Origin of the sequence: Kurthia huakuii LAM0618 (assembly GCF_000505545.1) — a bacterium.
In the GTDB taxonomy this organism is placed as follows: Bacteria; Bacillota; Bacilli; order Bacillales_A; family Planococcaceae; genus Kurthia; species Kurthia huakuii.
This window is the reverse complement of record NZ_AYTB01000008.1, coordinates 288,646-304,548: the sequence shown is the minus strand read 5'-3', so window position 1 is coordinate 304,548 and position 15,903 is coordinate 288,646. Positions and strand designations below refer to the sequence as shown.

Sequence of the window (15,903 nt, the reverse complement as noted above, 5' to 3'; positions counted from 1 at the left end):
TATAATGAAATTGGATGAAATGCTCGGAAAAGTTAAAAAATTCACTATTTATGTAGTGGAAATTAGCATATCGGGTGTTTTAGCAGCTATAGTATCGAAAGAAGGTAGTCCATATGGGTAAACCAATTTTATTTTATGATGGTGATTGTGGATTTTGTTCAGCAGCTGTGCAGTTTATTTTAGATCACGAGGCAAATGAATGTTTTTTATTTACTCCGCTACAAGGCGAATTAGCGGCACGTGAATTACCAACAAAGCTCGTAAAAGATTTAAATACGTTTGTTGTGAAGCATGATCATGTGCTTTATACGAAGGCTCAGGCGGTTTTTTTCGTAGCACGTTATTTAAATAAACCGTATTGTTATATGCATTTTGGACGCTATGTCCCAATAGCGCTTAGCAATCGTATTTATGATATTGTTGCGAAAAATAGAGATTCTTTATCGAAAGTTAGTAAAATGTGCAAAATCCCGTCAGAACAAGAAAGAAAGCGTTTTATCCACTAGAAGGTCATAAAAAAAACTTATCACAACGCATAAAAATAATTTTATTTACTTATGTGCTGCCATTCGGTATCATTGGTTTTGGAGAAAAGTAGTACAAAATTTGTAACCTTTTCATTATGAACATATTAGAGGGGGACCATCAATAATGGCAAACTTACACAACAGCCGCGCATCTTTCGAAGTTAATGGTAAAACGTATAACTACTACAACCTTAACGCTATCGAAGAAGCTGGCGTAGCAAAAGTATCTAACTTACCTTACTCAATCAAAGTTTTACTTGAATCAGTATTACGTCAATATGACAACTACGTGATTAAAGAAGAACATGTAGACAACTTAGCAAAATGGGGTACAAAAGAAGCAGACACAACTGGTGAAGTACCATTCAAACCATCTCGCGTAGTATTACAAGATTTCACTGGTGTACCAGTAGTAGTTGACTTAACTTCTCTACGTACAGCTATGAAAGATATGGGTGGTAACCCAGACGAAATCAACCCTGCAATCCCAGTTGATTTAGTAATTGACCACTCTGTACAAGTTGATAAATACGGTAATGAATCTGCACTTAAAGCAAACATGGACCTTGAATTCGAACGTAACGCTGAACGTTACAACTTCTTAAAATGGGCTCAAACATCTTACAACAACTTCCGTGCAGTACCACCAGCAACTGGTATCGTTCACCAAGTAAACTTAGAGTATTTAGCTCCAGTAGTACACGTAAACGAAAATGCTGATGGCACATTCGAAACATTCCCTGACTCAGTAGTAGGTACTGACTCTCATACAACAATGATCAACGGTATCGGCGTTCTTGGATGGGGCGTTGGTGGTATCGAAGCTGAAGCTGGTATGTTAGGCCAACCTTCTTACTTCCCAGTTCCAGAAGTAATCGGTGTAAAATTATCAGGTAAATTACCTTCAGGCACAACTGCAACTGACTTAGCACTTAAAGTAACTCAAGAATTACGTAAAAAAGGCGTAGTTAACAAATTTGTTGAGTTCTTCGGTCCTGGCGTTGTAGGTCTTCCATTAGCTGACCGTGCTACAATCTCAAACATGGCTCCTGAATACGGTGCTACTTGTGGTTTCTTCGCAATCGATGAAGAATCATTAAATTACATGCGTTTAACAGGTCGTGACGAAGAACACATCGCTGTTGTAGAAGCTTACTTAAAAGCAAACAATATGTTCTTCGATGCAGCTTTAGAACCAAACTACACTTCAGTAGTAGAAGTTGACTTAAACGCAATCGAACCAAACCTTTCTGGTCCTAAACGTCCACAAGATTTAATTCCTTTATCAAACATGAAACAACGTTACCATGAAGTAGTTGTAGCTCCTTCTGGCGTACAAGGTTTCGGTTTAACTGAAGAAGAGTTTACTAAATCTTCTACAGCTAAATTTGCTGAAGGCGATGTTGAAATTCCTGCAGGTGCTGTAGCAATCGCTGCAATCACTTCTTGTACAAATACATCTAACCCATACGTTTTAATCGCTGCAGGTCTTGTAGCTAAAAAAGCGGTTGAAAAAGGCTTAACTGTTCCTAAATGGGTTAAAACTTCATTAGCACCAGGTTCAAAAGTTGTAACTGGTTACCTAAATGATTCTGGTTTAACTGAATACCTAGATCAATTAGGCTTCAACACTGTAGGTTACGGCTGTACTACATGTATCGGTAACTCAGGTCCATTACTTCCAGAAATCGAAGATGCAATCAAATCAAATGATTTATTCGTAACTTCAGTACTTTCTGGTAACCGTAACTTCGAAGGCCGTGTTCACCCACTTGTAAAAGCTAACTACTTAGCTGCTCCTCCATTAGTTGTAGCTTACGCATTAGCTGGTACTGTTGATATCGACCTACGTGAAGATTCATTCGGTAAAGACAAAGATGGCAACGATGTATTCTTCGATGATATCTGGCCTTCAACTGATGAAATCAACGCTGTATTAAACAAAGTTGTAACTCGTGACCTATTCCAAAAAGAATACGAAACTGTATTCACAGCTAACGAAGCTTGGAACGCAATCGAAACTTCAACTGATACTTTATATGAGTTCGATACGAAATCAACTTATATCCAAAATCCACCATTCTTCCAAAACTTATCAGCTACTCCAGCAGATATCGAAACACTTGCTGGTTTACGCGTGTTAGCTAAGTTTGGTGACTCTATTACAACTGACCACATTTCACCAGCAGGTGCAATTGGTAAAGATACACCAGCAGGTAAATACCTAATTGAAAACGGTGTTGAGATCCGCAACTTCAACTCTTACGGTTCTCGTCGTGGTAACCACGAAGTTATGATGCGTGGTACATTCGCAAACATCCGTATCCGTAACCAAATCGCTCCAGGTACAGAAGGTGGTTTCACTACTTACTGGCCAACAGGTGATGTTGAGTACATTTACGATGCTGCAATGAAATATGCTGAAACAAACACAGGTTTATTAGTATTAGCTGGTAAAGACTACGGTATGGGTTCTTCTCGTGACTGGGCTGCCAAAGGTACTAACTTACTAGGAGTTAAAACAGTTATCGCTGAATCATACGAACGTATTCACCGTTCTAACTTAGTATTCATGGGTGTTCTTCCATTACAATTCTTAAATGGTGACAACGCTGAATCACTAGGCTTAAAAGGTGACGAAACATTCGCAGTAAACATCGCTGAAGGCGTTAAACCTCGCGATATCCTAACTGTAACAGCTACTAAAGCTGACGGTTCTGAAGTTAAATTCGACGTATTAGCTCGTTTTGACTCAGAAGTAGAAGTAGATTACTATCGTAACGGTGGTATCCTACAAATGGTATTACGTAACAAATTAGCTGAAAACAAATAATTTGAAGCGTATGCTTGAAAGAAGGTAAGGTGCAAACCTTACCTTCTTTTTTTATATTCTTTTAAAAATAACAACTTGCTAATCTATATAATAACCAATAACACCGCAAACAATAATACTATAGCTAGACGCTTTACCTTTTCTTTTTAAAGAAACTACGTCATAATGAGTGCTGAGGTGACCAATTATGTTTACAAGTACAAAGGAAATCGAAATCCGTTATGCAGAAACCGACCAAATGGGCGTCGTGTACCATGCGAACTACGTTGTATGGCTTGAATTAGGCCGCTCACAACTGATTACGGATCTTGGCTATTCTTTTATTGAGATTGAACGACAAGGCTATGTATCGCCTGTAATGAACGTTAATATTAACTATAAGGCGTCATTACGTTATGGCGAACCAGTGTTTGTGAAAACGTGGGTAAAATCGCAAGATAAACTGCGTACGGTATATGCGTATGAAGTACTTCATAAAGACGGGACAGTAGCGGCTACAGCGACAACGGAACATATTATTGTCAAAAAAGAAAACTTCCGTCCGATATCGTTTAAAAAGATTGATGAAGAATGGTTTAATAAGTATGTTGAAATTGCGGAGCAACAAGCGTAATACTTACATATAAAAAAATCCGGAATCGCATTAAGACGATTCCGGATTTTTTCGTTACATTGTTTGAAATTTAATTTTTAACATAGTCGTATATTAATTCTTCTAGGTCGGTGTTTACATCAACATGTAAATCGTGGTCATTAAAAAACCATAAATCATCTCGTTCGATAAAAAAATGAATGCCGTCTACATCAAATGTAACAGCTTCCTTGATTGGTTCGTCAAATGTTACACCAATCGAATAGCCTTCATGAAATGGATTAGAGCCGCCATAGCGTGCAAAAAATTTAATTGAGCTAGATGGTTCAGCATCCATTTCTTCTTTGAACCAATTTAAAGCCGTTTGAGAGATAACAAGTTTCATGATGTAAAGCACTCCTTTATTATAGCCATGTTACTTTTGGTTCAGTGCCGTTTTGAATACGTTGAATATTTGAACGGTGACGATAAATAACAAAGCCTGCTAAAAGTGCAATAATAAGTAGTAGCAGCCAGTCACTGGTCATAAAGTAACGTACAATCGCATAAATAAATGCGACAATGCCACCAAACATCGAAGCGAGGCTAACCATTTTAAACACTTTTAAGCATACCAGGAAAGCAAGTAAAATTAAAAGGAAAACGGGCCAATGATAGCCTAAAAGTACACCAGCAGACGTCGCGACGGCCTTGCCACCACGGAATTTGGCGAAGATTGGGAATACATGCCCGACGACTGCTACAAGACCTGCTACAAGCGGGTGTACACCGCTCGTAGCAAATATGCTTAATGTTGGTAACAGAGTTGCTGCTGTTCCTTTTAAAATGTCGATAATCATTGTAACGGTGCCGGCTGGCTTTCCTAAGACACGAAAAGTATTCGTGGCGCCTAGGTTGCCACTGCCATGTTCGCGAATATCCGTTTTAAAAAACGCGCGGCCAATCCATAAGCCTGTTGGAATGGAGCCTAATAAGTAAGCTAAGAGAAGGACAAGAAATAAATTCATACAAAGAGCTCCCTTTTATTTAGTTTTAGTAGTAGGTGCTAATAATATATACTAATTATTTTAGCATAGATGATCAACAGGTTACAATTGAACATTTGTCTTTCATATTTTATTCTTATTTTGCTTTCAATTCAACGTTTGTAGTACAATAATGCGTGAGTCAATTCGTGACGTAAGCAGTTGACAGTGATATAATGAGTGTTAAACTCAGGAAATACGAACGGGTGTTTGCGCTAGGGGGAATTTTTTTGACAACAAAACAAACAATGACATCTTATAATGAAGATGCGATTCAAGTATTAGAAGGACTAGAGGCGGTTCGAAAACGACCAGGGATGTACATCGGTTCTACAGATGGACGCGGCTTGCATCATCTTGTCTATGAAATTGTCGACAATGCAGTCGATGAAGCATTAGCAGGGTACGGCAATCATATTATCGTGAAAATTCACGAAGACCAATCAATTACCGTTATTGACCATGGACGCGGTTTACCGACAGGAATTCATAAGACTGGGAAACCGACACCAGAAGTTATTTTCACGGTACTTCATGCTGGCGGTAAATTTGGCCAAGGTGGCTATAAAACAAGTGGCGGATTACATGGTGTAGGGTCATCTGTTGTAAACGCACTATCAAGTTTATTAGAATTAGAAATTCATCGTAATGGTGAAAAATATTATATGCGCTTTGAACATGGTGGAAACCCAGCAACAACATTAGAACATTTAGGAGCAACGAAAGATTCAGGTACATCGGTACATTTTAAACCGGACCCAGAAATCTTCTCGGTGACGAAATTCAATTTCGATATTTTAGCAGAGCGTTTACGTGAATCAGCCTTTTTATTAAAAGGCTTAAAAATTGAGTTAATTGAAGAAGCAACAGAAAAACATGAAGTATATCACTATGACAATGGGATCGAAGCGTTCGTATCCTATTTAAATGAAGATAAAGACGTATTACACCCCGTTCATTATATTGAAGGAACACAAGATGATATTGAGGTCGAATTTGCGTTCCAATTTAACGATGGCTATTCAGAAACGATTCTGTCATTCGTCAACAACGTTCGTACACGCGATGGCGGTACACATGAGACCGGTGCAAAAACCGCGATGACACGTGTCTTTAATGACTATGCACGCAAAATTGGTTTGCTAAAAGAAAAAGACAAAAACTTAGATGGTTCAGATATTCGTGAAGGGTTAGCGGCGATTATTTCGGTGCGTATTCCAGAAAACATTTTACAGTTTGAAGGCCAAACAAAAGGTAAATTAGGTACAAGCGAAGCGCGTGGTGCTGTCGATGGTGTGATTCAACAAAAATTAATGTATATTTTAGAAGAAAATGCAGATTTATCGGCATCGCTTGTCCGCAAAGCAATTCGTGCACAACAAGTGCGTGAAGCGGCACGTAAAGCACGTGAGGACGCGCGTAACGGCAAGAAAAATAAAAAACAAGCAAACATCTTATCGGGTAAATTAACGCCAGCACAATCAAAAAATGCAGCGAAAAACGAATTGTATTTAGTCGAAGGTGATTCTGCAGGTGGTTCAGCAAAACAAGGACGTGACCGTACGTTCCAAGCAATTTTGCCGCTGCGCGGGAAAGTCATTAATACCGAAAAAGCAAAGTTACAAGATATTTTAAAAAATGAAGAGATTGCGACAATTATTCACGCGATTGGAGCCGGCATTGGCGCGGACTTTAAAGTAGAAGATTCTGCGTATGATAAAGTCATTATTATGACCGATGCCGATACCGATGGTGCACATATCCAAGTACTGTTATTAACATTCTTCTTCCGCTATATGCGCCCACTTATTGAAGCAGGGAAAGTGTATATTGCACTGCCACCACTTTATAAAGTATCAAAAGGTACAGGAAGTAAGGAAGTTATTGAATATGCGTGGACTGATGAAGATTTAGATGCTGCAATTGATAAAGTTGGGAAAGGTTACATTTTACAACGCTACAAAGGGTTAGGTGAGATGAATGCCGACCAACTATGGGATACGACGATGAATCCAGAAACACGCACACTAATTCGCGTAACGATTAATGATTTAGAACGCGCAGAACGAGGTGTCGCGACATTAATGGGCGATAAAGTAGAACCACGCCGTAAATGGATTGAATCAAATGTTGACTTCAGCATGGAAGAAGACAGCAGTATTTTAGAAAATGAGTTTATTGGAGAGGGAGAGGTTCAGTAATGGCTGAGAGCTATCAAAATCTTCCTTTAGAAGATGTCATTGGAGACCGTTTTGGTCGTTATAGTAAATATATTATTCAAGATCGTGCATTGCCTGACGCACGCGACGGCTTAAAACCGGTACAACGTCGTATTTTATATGCGATGTTTAATGAAGGAAATACAGCGGATAAACCATTCCGTAAATCAGCAAAAACAGTAGGTAACGTTATTGGCAACTATCATCCACATGGTGATACAAGTGTTTATGAAGCGATGGTTCGTATGAGTCAAGATTGGAAATCGAGCATGCCGCTTATTGAAATGCATGGTAACAATGGCTCGTTAGATGGAGATCCACCAGCAGCGATGCGTTATACAGAGGCGCGCTTATCAAAAATTTCGCTTGAGCTACTACGTGATTTACAAAAAGAAACGGTTGATTTTATTCCGAACTTTGATGATCAAGATGTTGAGCCAACGGTATTACCGGCGCGTTTCCCTAATTTATTAGTGAATGGCGCGACCGGGATTTCAGCAGGTTATGCAACGGATATTCCACCGCATGCTTTACATGAAGTTATTGATGCTGCGTTATTATATTTAAGAAAACCAACTGTGTCAGTCGAAGAATTAATGACGGTGTTACCAGGACCGGATTTTCCGACAGGCGGCATTATCCAAGGTGCAGATGGCATTAAAAAAGCCTATGAAACGGGCCGTGGTAAAATTATCGTGCGCGCTAAAACAGAAATTGAACAATTAAAAGGTTCAAAAGAGCAAATCGTTATTACGGAAATCCCATTTGATGTCAACAAAGCACATCTTGTGAAAAAGATGGATGATTTACGTTTAGATAAGCGCTTAGACGGCATTTCAGAAGTGCGCGATGAGTCAGATCGTCAAGGATTGCGCATCGTTGTAGAAATGAAAAAAGACGTGCAAGCAGCACCGATTTTACCATTTCTATTTAAAAATACCGATTTACAAGTAACATACAACTTCAATATGATTGCGATTCATAACCGTCGCCCAACGATGATGACGTTGCCACTAATGTTAGAGGCGTATGTTAAACACCAAAAAGATGTTATCACACGCCGCGCGCAATTTGACTTGAAAAAAGCCAAAGCGCGTCTACATATCGTAGAGGGGCTAATGAAAGCTTTATCTATTTTAGATAAAGTGATTGCAGCAATTCGCGCATCAAAAGATAAAAGGGATGCAAAACATAATTTAATCGAGCAATTTGACTTTTCGGAAACACAAGCAGAGGCGATTGTGTCACTACAACTGTATCGTTTAACAAATACCGATATTACGGAATTAGAACGAGAACAACAAGAATTGACAGCGCTGATTGCAGAATTAGAAGCGATTTTAGCAGATGATAAAAAGCTAATTGCTGTGCTACGAAAAGAATTAACAGCCATTAAAAAAGCATTTACAACAGAGCGCCATTCGATTATTGAAGCGGAAGTACAAGAAATTAAAGTAGATATGGACGTCTTAATTCCGAGCGAAGAAGTTGTCGTATCTGTAACGAAAGATGGCTATATTAAGCGTACAAGTCCTCGTTCATATAAATCGTCGAACGGTAAAGAATTAGCGATGAAAGAGTCTGATCATGTATGCTATCAAGCGTTTATTAATACGCAACAACACGTCATGCTCTTTACGAATAAAGGACATTACGTGTTGCAACTTGTACATGATTTACCGGATATTCGATGGAAGGACCTCGGTCAGCATATTTCAAGTATCGTACCGCTTGACCAACAGGAGGAATTGATTGCTGTAGAAGGTGTCACAGATTTTAATGCCAAACGCTTTGTTGTAACGGTTACAAGAAATGGTCAAATCAAGCGCACAGCATTACATGAATATTTAATTACGCGCTTTAATAAAACGTATAAAGCAATGAATGTGAAAAAAGATGATGAAGTGATTTTTGCACAAATCGTTGATGAAGGTTCGAAAGATGTTATTTTAGTAACACATGATGGTTATGGACTACGTTTCCCAATCGATGAAGTAGCACCGACAAGCACGCGTACAGCAGGCATTAAGGCGGCCAACTTAAAAGACAACGATTATATCGCTTCTGTGGTGATTGCCGATGCAGACGATCAAGGGGATGTGTTTGTCGTGACACATCGCGGGGCAGTGAAGCGTATGCGCATCGCTGATTTTGAGTTAACAGGTCGTGCGAAACGCGGCTTAGCGATTTTACGTGAATTAAAATCAAAGCCGCATCAGATTGTTGATGTACGACGTGTTGAAATAAATGATTTAATCATTATTGAAACCGAAAAAGGGCAACCAGAAACATTGGCAGTATCAAAATATCGCCATGCAGAGCGCTATTCAAATGGACAGTTTGTCATTGATTGCGAAGCGGATGGAGATATCACTTATATTGAAATATCGAAACAACCATCTGAATAATAAACAAAAAGAGGACTCGCAAAAAAGCGAGTCCTCTTTTTGTTTAGCGTCGACGTTTTTTCTTCCGTTTTTCTTCTACTTGTTGCACGTAACGGTCGGGGTCGATACCTTTGACAAAGTATAAAGATTGTTCAACGATACGTTGTGCATCGTAATCAATCAACGCATAGTGATAGCTATCTTGGAGCATAATTAAATGCTTTTCTTTCGATGAAGCAGTCGTAATTAAGTGATCGATCGTTTGCGGTGGTAAGACGTGATCATCGACTGAATGCATCACAAGGAGTGGCGCTTGAATACGATTTGATTGCGCCGCAACATCTTTTGTGAACGTAATCATTTCACGCGCTAACGCCACAGGATATTTATCATAACGATAAACGGTTGCGCGCGTATTTTTAATATCTGCGGTACCAATCGGGCCGTATGTGTCGCTCGTTTGAATAACTTCTTCTACGTCATCTAACATTTTATCAGGTAGTTGATAGGCCGTATTCAATAATAATAAACCATCGATATGATATTGTTGCGCGAGGTGTTGTGCAATGGTACCACCAAAATCAAAGCCACAAATGATTTGATATTCTGTGCGCTCTTGTAACCATTCAAGCGCCGCTGTAGCACTATGAACGAGTTGCTCAATCGTCGTATGATATAAATCTTCTGAAGTTGTACCATGTCCAGCCAACACAGGCATTTTTACCGTATAACCTCGTTTAGCAAAGCCATCTGCCCATGGTTGAACTGATTGCGTCGTACAAGCAAAGCCATGTAATACTAAAATACCAACATGGTTGCCTACATATTCGAATGATTCTGAATGTTGTGCTAGTGCCGTCATATTTATCACTCCTTATTCGGTTACTCTTATCATACCGTTTTTTTAGAATTGAGTAAAATCTTGTTATGGAACAATATGAAAAAATAGTTTATGAATAGGAAAAAATAAAGAAGAATACGAGAAATGTTACGTATGTAACGAATTTTTTTCGTGAATTACCGATATATGATAAATTTTTTTTATTTAGTTTTATTGAAAAAAGAAATATTTTTTCGTATAATAACGTTAATGAAAATGCTTACATTTTTAAAACTTAATATTCCAAAGGGGATGAAGTAATTGGACGCTTATTTATTGTTTATTACATTATTAGCAATCGTTATTGTTATTGTCGGCGTTTCGGTTTTTAAATGGCATGCGTTTATTAGCTTACTTGTCGCTAGTTTATTTTTAGCTATTTTCTCAGGTATGTCCTTTGATGAAATTGTAGCTGCCTATGAAACAGGTGTTGGCGGAACACTTGGTCACTTGATTGGTATTATCGCATTAGGTACGATCTTAGGCAAAATGCTTGCTGAATCAGGTGCTGGGTTACGCATTGCCAATTTCTTTATTAAAGTATTTGGTGAGAAACGTTTGCCATGGGCGATGTTTTTATCAGGTTTTATTATCGGGATTCCGGTATTTTTTGAAGTCGGAATTTTAATTTTATTACCATTAATTATTTCGATTGCAAAAGCTTCTAAGAAAAATTTATTATTAATTGGTTTACCAGCGATTGCTGGATTATCAATCGTACATGGTTTAGTGCCACCTCATCCCGGTGCAGTCGCGGCCATTGGCATTTACGGCGCCGATATGGGGAAAGTATTGTTGTACTCCTTAATTATCGCCATTCCAGCAGGGCTTTTAGGTGGCCCGCTATTTGCTAAATTTATTAGCAAACGCGTTAAACCAGAGGGCGAACCTAAAACGATTGTTATTGAACAGAAAGACGAATCACAAATGCCATCAACAGGCATATCGTTCTTTATTATTTTATTGCCGGTTATTTTAATGGTATTTGGTACAATGGCTGGTTATTTAACCGATTTAATTGGTGCAAGTAAAGGGACGGAACATGTTTTTGCGTTTATTGGTAGTCCGTTAATTGCCTTATTAATTTCGGTATTTGCAGCGTATTATTTCTTAGGTCACCGCTTAGGTATTACGAAAAAACAAATGAAGGAATTCACCGAAGATTGCATTATGCCGGTTGGTTCGATTGCTTTAATTATCGGTGCTGGCGGTGGTTTTAAACAAATTTTAATCGATTCTGGCGTCGGCGCAACAATCGGGAATTTAGCACAAAATTTTGATTTATCACCGCTTGTCTTGGCGTTCGTTATCGCTGGGTTGATTCGTATTGCGACAGGTTCAGCAACGGTAGCATTAACAACAGCTGCAGGGATTGTGGCGCCAATTATTGAGCATATGACTGGCGTTAACAAAGAATTGCTAGTTATCGTAACTGGTGCGGGGTCATTAATGTTTTCACATGTCAATGATGCAGGATTCTGGATGGTGAAAGAGTATTTAGGGTTGTCAATTAAGGAAACCTTTAAAACGTGGACAGCACTTGAAACGATTTTATCATTCTCCGCATTTATTCTTGCATTAATCGTAAATGCGTTTGTTTAACGAGAAAAGGCCGGAACATTGTTCGTTGTTCCGACCTTTTTTTCTACGTCAAGCTAAAACGCTTACATTCTTTCCCTAAATTCGCGTATTTAAGATGGCGTGGCGTACTTTTTTCATTGCTTCAGTAGACGTATCTTTACGCAACACCATAATGTTGACATAAAGCGCATCGATTAAGCTAAGCTGTGCAATGCGGCTTGATAATGCTTCTGAACGGTATTCTGTTTCTTCAGAGCTTGTAAAGAGTGAGACTTCAGCGAGCTGTGCTAAGTTGGATTTCGGGAAGCCAGTAATCGCGATAATTTTTGCACCAGACTCATGTACAACGCGCGCGATATTGAGCGTATCACGATTTTTTCCTGAATGCGATACGATAACGGCTACGTCAGTAGGTTTCATCTGACTAGCAGCCATCAGTTGGAAGTGTGAATCGATAAACGAATAACATTTTACACCGGTACGCACAAACTTATGGTAGGCATCCATCGCGATAATCATCGAGCCACCTGTACCAAAGAAATAAACTTCAGAGGCGTTATGTAGAAGGTCTACTGCTGATTCAAGGGACTCTGCCTCTAAAATATTTTCGGTATTTTCAAGCGTTTGAATATTAGATTTAAAAATTTTGGATGTGATTGTCTCTTCGGAGTCACCCTCTTGAATCTCTTCATGAATTTGCTTCAATGGGGCAATAGCTTCTTGTGCTAACGCAATTTTCATCGCTTGATAACCTTTGAATCCAAGACGCTTACAGAAGCGGAAAACGGTAGCATCGGCGACATTTAGCTGCTCAGCAACACCGTTGATTGTGTTTTGAATAATATGATCTGGGTTTTCTAACACGAAGTCAGCAATTTTTTTCTCTTTGTCGCTTAAACGCGGATACATGGATTGAATTTTGCGTAATGTGTTTTGCGTCATACGAAAACTCCTTTATATGAAAGTAAATTTATTATAGCATAATCAACTTTAGAAAAAATATTTCTTATTAATAGTTTAAAAAAGAAAAAAAATTCGGTATAATAAAAGAAAATAACGATTAAAAAGGAGCATGCCTTATGAATATTGGTTTAGTCGGCCTTGGAAAAATGGGCTTTAATTTAGCAGAAAACTTAATGGATCACAACCATACGGTGACAGCCTTTGACGTTAATCAACAAGCAGGCGAAAAATTTACAGCAGTTGGTGGCACGTATAAAGCATCATTAGAAGATTTAGTAGCGTCACTTGAAGCACCACGCGTTGTATGGTTAATGGTCCCAGCAGGCGATATTACCGTACAAACGATTACGGCATTAAAAAGTTTATTGCAAGAAGGCGATATTTTAATTGATGGCGGAAACTCACATTACAAAGAAGCGATTGCATTTGCAGATGAGTTAAAACAACAAGGAATTCATTTCATCGATGTTGGGACATCGGGTGGGACATCAGGTGCGCGTAACGGAGCATGTATGATGATTGGTGGCGATGCAGCAGCCTTTGCGACAATCGAGCCATTCATCGCGGATATTTGTGTCGAAGGTGGCTATTTATACACAGGAGAAGCGGGATCGGGGCACTTCTTAAAAATGATTCACAACGGCATCGAGTATGGTATGATGGCGGCAATTGCAGAGGGCTTTGAAGTACTTGAAAAATCAGCCTATGACTATGATTATGAAAAAGTAGCGCATGTTTTCAATAATGGTTCGGTTATCCGTTCATGGTTAATGGAACTAACAGAAAATGCATTTTCGAAAGATCCAAAACTAGAAATGATTAAAGGTGTCATGTATTCTTCTGGTGAAGGGAAATGGACAGTCGAAACGGCACTTGAGCTAGGTACTGCTGTCCCAGTAACTGCTTTATCGCTAATGATGCGCTATCGCTCACAGGAGGATGACACATTTACAGGGAAAGTTGTGGCAGCACTTCGCAATGAATTTGGTGGCCACGCCGTTGAACGTAAATAATATATGGAAAAAGAACTCGCTGAGGTGGGTTCTTTTTCTATCGTTAAATCGTCGTTTAAACATTAAAATGACAAAAAAACATCATTTTAACCATTAGTTTTGCGTATTTTGTCCTTTTTATTATAATTTTACTTTAAAATAAAAGCGTAAACTATAGAAAAGAGGCATTACGCAAGAGAATATGAAACGTCTAGTGATAATTGTTGTTAGTTGTTTAAGTTTATTGATTGCAGGTACAGTCGAGTTAACGTCGGTGCGTGCGAAATCACCATCGACGATGAAGGAACTAAAAACGAGCGTCGAAGGTCATTTATTGAAATTGGATAAAACCTTTACAGTAAAATATACAGGCAATGGCAATGAGTTTTCGAGTTATGTGAATCAAATAATTCCGAATGCTCTTGCGAAGAATCCAGAAATCGATTCGATTGTAAACCATTACACGGTTACATCATATAAAAGTAAAAATGGTGGCGAAGCAACATTCAACGTGTCGTATTTTACAAGTAAAGCAAAACAAGCGAAAGCACTCGATAAAATTGAGCGTGTCGCGAAAAAAATTAAGAAAAAATATCCGGATTCACAATATAAACAAATTAAAAACGTCCATAATTATGTAGTAGGACAAACAAAATATGATAGCCGTGAAGCGGATCGTTATTCAATCTATGGCGTGATATATGACGGACGTGCTGTATGCCAAGGGTATGCGATGACAACTTATTATTTATTAAAAGAGTTGGGCATTGATGTACATTATGTAACAGGCTTTGCTGGTGGCGAAAATCACGCATGGAATAAAGTAAAGTTAAACGGCAAATGGTACAATTTAGATACGACATGGGATGATTCATCGAAAATTAGCTATCGTTATTTCTTAGTGAGCGATGCGAAATTAGCGAAAAATCATCAATGGAATGTAAGTGCTTTTCCGAAAGCACTAAAAACATATGCAGCAAAATAAACATGAAGTCGAGCGGATTTAGCGCTCGACTTTTTTATTTGCGGTATACTGAATAGACACTAACAAAGCAGGTGATAACATGTTAACGGAGTCATTTTTAGCACGTATAAGGCTAGACGGAACACAAGTAGATATCAAACATCTCCCACTATTATTAAGATATGTAGCGGCTTATATCCCATTCGAAAATATAGATATTATCGAAGGTACATCGCAACCATTATCACTAGAAAGAACGGCAACAAAAATTTTGCAGCAGCAACGAGGTGGACTATGTTATGAAATTAATCCATTGTTAGCGGCTGTGTTAATCGAAAATGGGCTCCAGATTCAATTGATTTCTGCGGTCATTTATGATGCGATGAATGAAAAATTTTCTAAGACAGGGTATACGCATACATTACTGTTGCTAGAAGATCACGGCGAGCGTTATTTAATTGATGCAGGATTTGGCAACAACGTTCCCTTAGTAGCTGTACCATTAGATGGCACTACGGTGTCGTCAACAAATGGCGATTACCGCGTAGTAGGGAACGAGTTGTATATGAAGCGACGTTACCGCGATGGACAATTTATATGCGCTTATCGCTTTGATACGCAGCCGATTGAATGGCCAGCGTTGCGAGTTTCACAGCAAATTATTGAACAAAGTGAAGATTCAGCCTTTAATAAACGTCCGTTGTTAACGAAATGTACTGACAATGGCACGATTACGTTATCTGGCAATGATTTAACGATTATGAAAGATGGCGAAAAAACAGTGGCAACCTTAACGGATAAAGAAAAAGCAGTAGCAAAAAAGACGTATTTTTATCAATAATGATAAAAAAAGAGAGACTGTTAATAAGTAGTCTCTCTTTTTTTATTTTTTAATTAAATAAACAAATCTCGCTAGTCTATATATTAAAAACAAAAAAGC

Annotated in this window: 13 protein-coding genes; 9 read left to right on the top strand and 4 right to left on the bottom strand. The window is 38.6% G+C overall.

Features of this window, described 5'->3' with window-relative positions:
- The first annotated feature begins 113 nt into the window (after positions 1-113).
- The 3 genes from V514_RS0105890 (at position 114) to V514_RS0105880 (ending at position 3,973) form a co-directional block, all read left to right on the top strand.
- On the top strand, positions 114-506 hold the full coding sequence (locus V514_RS0105890; protein WP_029498945.1) for a thiol-disulfide oxidoreductase DCC family protein: 393 nt from the start codon (positions 114-116) through the stop codon (positions 504-506).
- 145 nt (positions 507-651) lie between these two features.
- A complete protein-coding gene (gene acnA / locus V514_RS0105885) occupies positions 652-3,360 on the top strand; it encodes an aconitate hydratase AcnA (RefSeq protein WP_029498944.1) in 2,709 nt (902 codons plus the stop codon).
- Positions 3,361-3,547: 187 nt separating this feature from the next.
- The gene (locus tag V514_RS0105880) at positions 3,548-3,973 is read left to right on the top strand and encodes an acyl-CoA thioesterase (RefSeq protein WP_029498942.1); all 426 of its coding nucleotides are present in this window, start codon (positions 3,548-3,550) and stop codon (positions 3,971-3,973) included.
- Positions 3,974-4,043: 70 nt separating this feature from the next.
- Here the strand turns inward: V514_RS0105880 and V514_RS0105875 are convergent, their stop codons facing one another.
- Both V514_RS0105875 and plsY read right to left on the bottom strand, forming a co-directional pair.
- A complete protein-coding gene (locus tag V514_RS0105875) occupies positions 4,044-4,337 on the bottom strand; it encodes a HesB/YadR/YfhF family protein (RefSeq protein WP_029498941.1) in 294 nt (97 codons plus the stop codon).
- A gap of 19 nt (positions 4,338-4,356) precedes the next feature.
- On the bottom strand, positions 4,357-4,959 hold the full coding sequence (gene plsY / locus V514_RS0105870; protein WP_029498940.1) for a glycerol-3-phosphate 1-O-acyltransferase PlsY: 603 nt from the start codon (positions 4,957-4,959) through the stop codon (positions 4,357-4,359).
- A 266-nt stretch (positions 4,960-5,225) separates the two neighbouring features.
- Here plsY and parE point away from each other — a divergent pair, with 266 nt between their 5' ends.
- Both parE and parC read left to right on the top strand, forming a co-directional pair.
- Entirely contained in the window at positions 5,226-7,178 is a 1,953-nt protein-coding gene (gene parE / locus V514_RS0105865) for a DNA topoisomerase IV subunit B (RefSeq protein WP_035944465.1), read from the top strand.
- Positions 7,178-9,604, top strand: coding sequence for a DNA topoisomerase IV subunit A (gene parC, locus V514_RS0105860; protein WP_029498937.1), 2,427 nt, complete (start codon positions 7,178-7,180; stop codon positions 9,602-9,604). The genes parE and parC overlap by 1 nt, the downstream gene beginning before the upstream one ends.
- Before the next feature lie 43 nt (positions 9,605-9,647).
- On the opposite strand, the gene V514_RS0105855 is transcribed toward parC, so the two are convergent.
- Positions 9,648-10,445, bottom strand: a complete 798-nt coding sequence (locus V514_RS0105855; RefSeq protein ID WP_029498936.1) for an alpha/beta hydrolase — start codon at positions 10,443-10,445, stop codon at positions 9,648-9,650.
- Between the two features lie 279 nt (positions 10,446-10,724).
- On the opposite strand from V514_RS0105855, the gene V514_RS0105850 reads away from it, so the two are divergent.
- Positions 10,725-12,065 (top strand): GntT/GntP/DsdX family permease, encoded by a 1,341-nt coding sequence (locus tag V514_RS0105850; RefSeq protein ID WP_029498935.1) that lies wholly within the window; start codon positions 10,725-10,727, stop codon positions 12,063-12,065.
- A 75-nt stretch (positions 12,066-12,140) separates the two neighbouring features.
- On the opposite strand, the gene V514_RS0105845 is transcribed toward V514_RS0105850, so the two are convergent.
- Positions 12,141-12,986, bottom strand: coding sequence for a MurR/RpiR family transcriptional regulator (locus V514_RS0105845; RefSeq protein ID WP_029498934.1), 846 nt, complete (start codon positions 12,984-12,986; stop codon positions 12,141-12,143).
- 137 nt (positions 12,987-13,123) lie between these two features.
- On the opposite strand from V514_RS0105845, the gene gnd reads away from it, so the two are divergent.
- From gnd to V514_RS0105830, 3 genes are all read left to right on the top strand, one after another.
- Positions 13,124-14,020 (top strand): phosphogluconate dehydrogenase (NAD(+)-dependent, decarboxylating), encoded by an 897-nt coding sequence (gnd, locus tag V514_RS0105840; RefSeq protein WP_029498933.1) that lies wholly within the window; start codon positions 13,124-13,126, stop codon positions 14,018-14,020.
- A gap of 181 nt (positions 14,021-14,201) precedes the next feature.
- Positions 14,202-14,984, top strand: coding sequence for a transglutaminase domain-containing protein (locus tag V514_RS19670; protein WP_029498932.1), 783 nt, complete (start codon positions 14,202-14,204; stop codon positions 14,982-14,984).
- A 79-nt stretch (positions 14,985-15,063) separates the two neighbouring features.
- Complete coding sequence (locus V514_RS0105830) at positions 15,064-15,804, top strand: arylamine N-acetyltransferase family protein (protein ID WP_029498931.1); 741 nt, start codon at positions 15,064-15,066, stop codon at positions 15,802-15,804.
- The last annotated feature ends 99 nt before the right edge of the window (positions 15,805-15,903 follow it).

Coding starts and splice junctions, on each gene's coding strand:
- V514_RS0105875 (WP_029498941.1), bottom strand. CDS start 4,337: ATGAAACTTGTTATCTCTCAAACGGCTTTAAATTGGTTCAAAGAAGAA.
- V514_RS0105845 (WP_029498934.1), bottom strand. CDS start 12,986: ATGACGCAAAACACATTACGCAAAATTCAATCCATGTATCCGCGTTTA.
- parE (WP_035944465.1), top strand. CDS start 5,226: ATGACATCTTATAATGAAGATGCGATTCAAGTATTAGAAGGACTAGAG.
- V514_RS0105890 (WP_029498945.1), top strand. CDS start 114: ATGGGTAAACCAATTTTATTTTATGATGGTGATTGTGGATTTTGTTCA.
- acnA (WP_029498944.1), top strand. CDS start 652: ATGGCAAACTTACACAACAGCCGCGCATCTTTCGAAGTTAATGGTAAA.
- V514_RS0105830 (WP_029498931.1), top strand. CDS start 15,064: ATGTTAACGGAGTCATTTTTAGCACGTATAAGGCTAGACGGAACACAA.
- V514_RS19670 (WP_029498932.1), top strand. CDS start 14,202: ATGAAACGTCTAGTGATAATTGTTGTTAGTTGTTTAAGTTTATTGATT.
- V514_RS0105855 (WP_029498936.1), bottom strand. CDS start 10,445: ATGACGGCACTAGCACAACATTCAGAATCATTCGAATATGTAGGCAAC.
- gnd (WP_029498933.1), top strand. CDS start 13,124: ATGAATATTGGTTTAGTCGGCCTTGGAAAAATGGGCTTTAATTTAGCA.
- plsY (WP_029498940.1), bottom strand. CDS start 4,959: ATGAATTTATTTCTTGTCCTTCTCTTAGCTTACTTATTAGGCTCCATT.
- parC (WP_029498937.1), top strand. CDS start 7,178: ATGGCTGAGAGCTATCAAAATCTTCCTTTAGAAGATGTCATTGGAGAC.
- V514_RS0105880 (WP_029498942.1), top strand. CDS start 3,548: ATGTTTACAAGTACAAAGGAAATCGAAATCCGTTATGCAGAAACCGAC.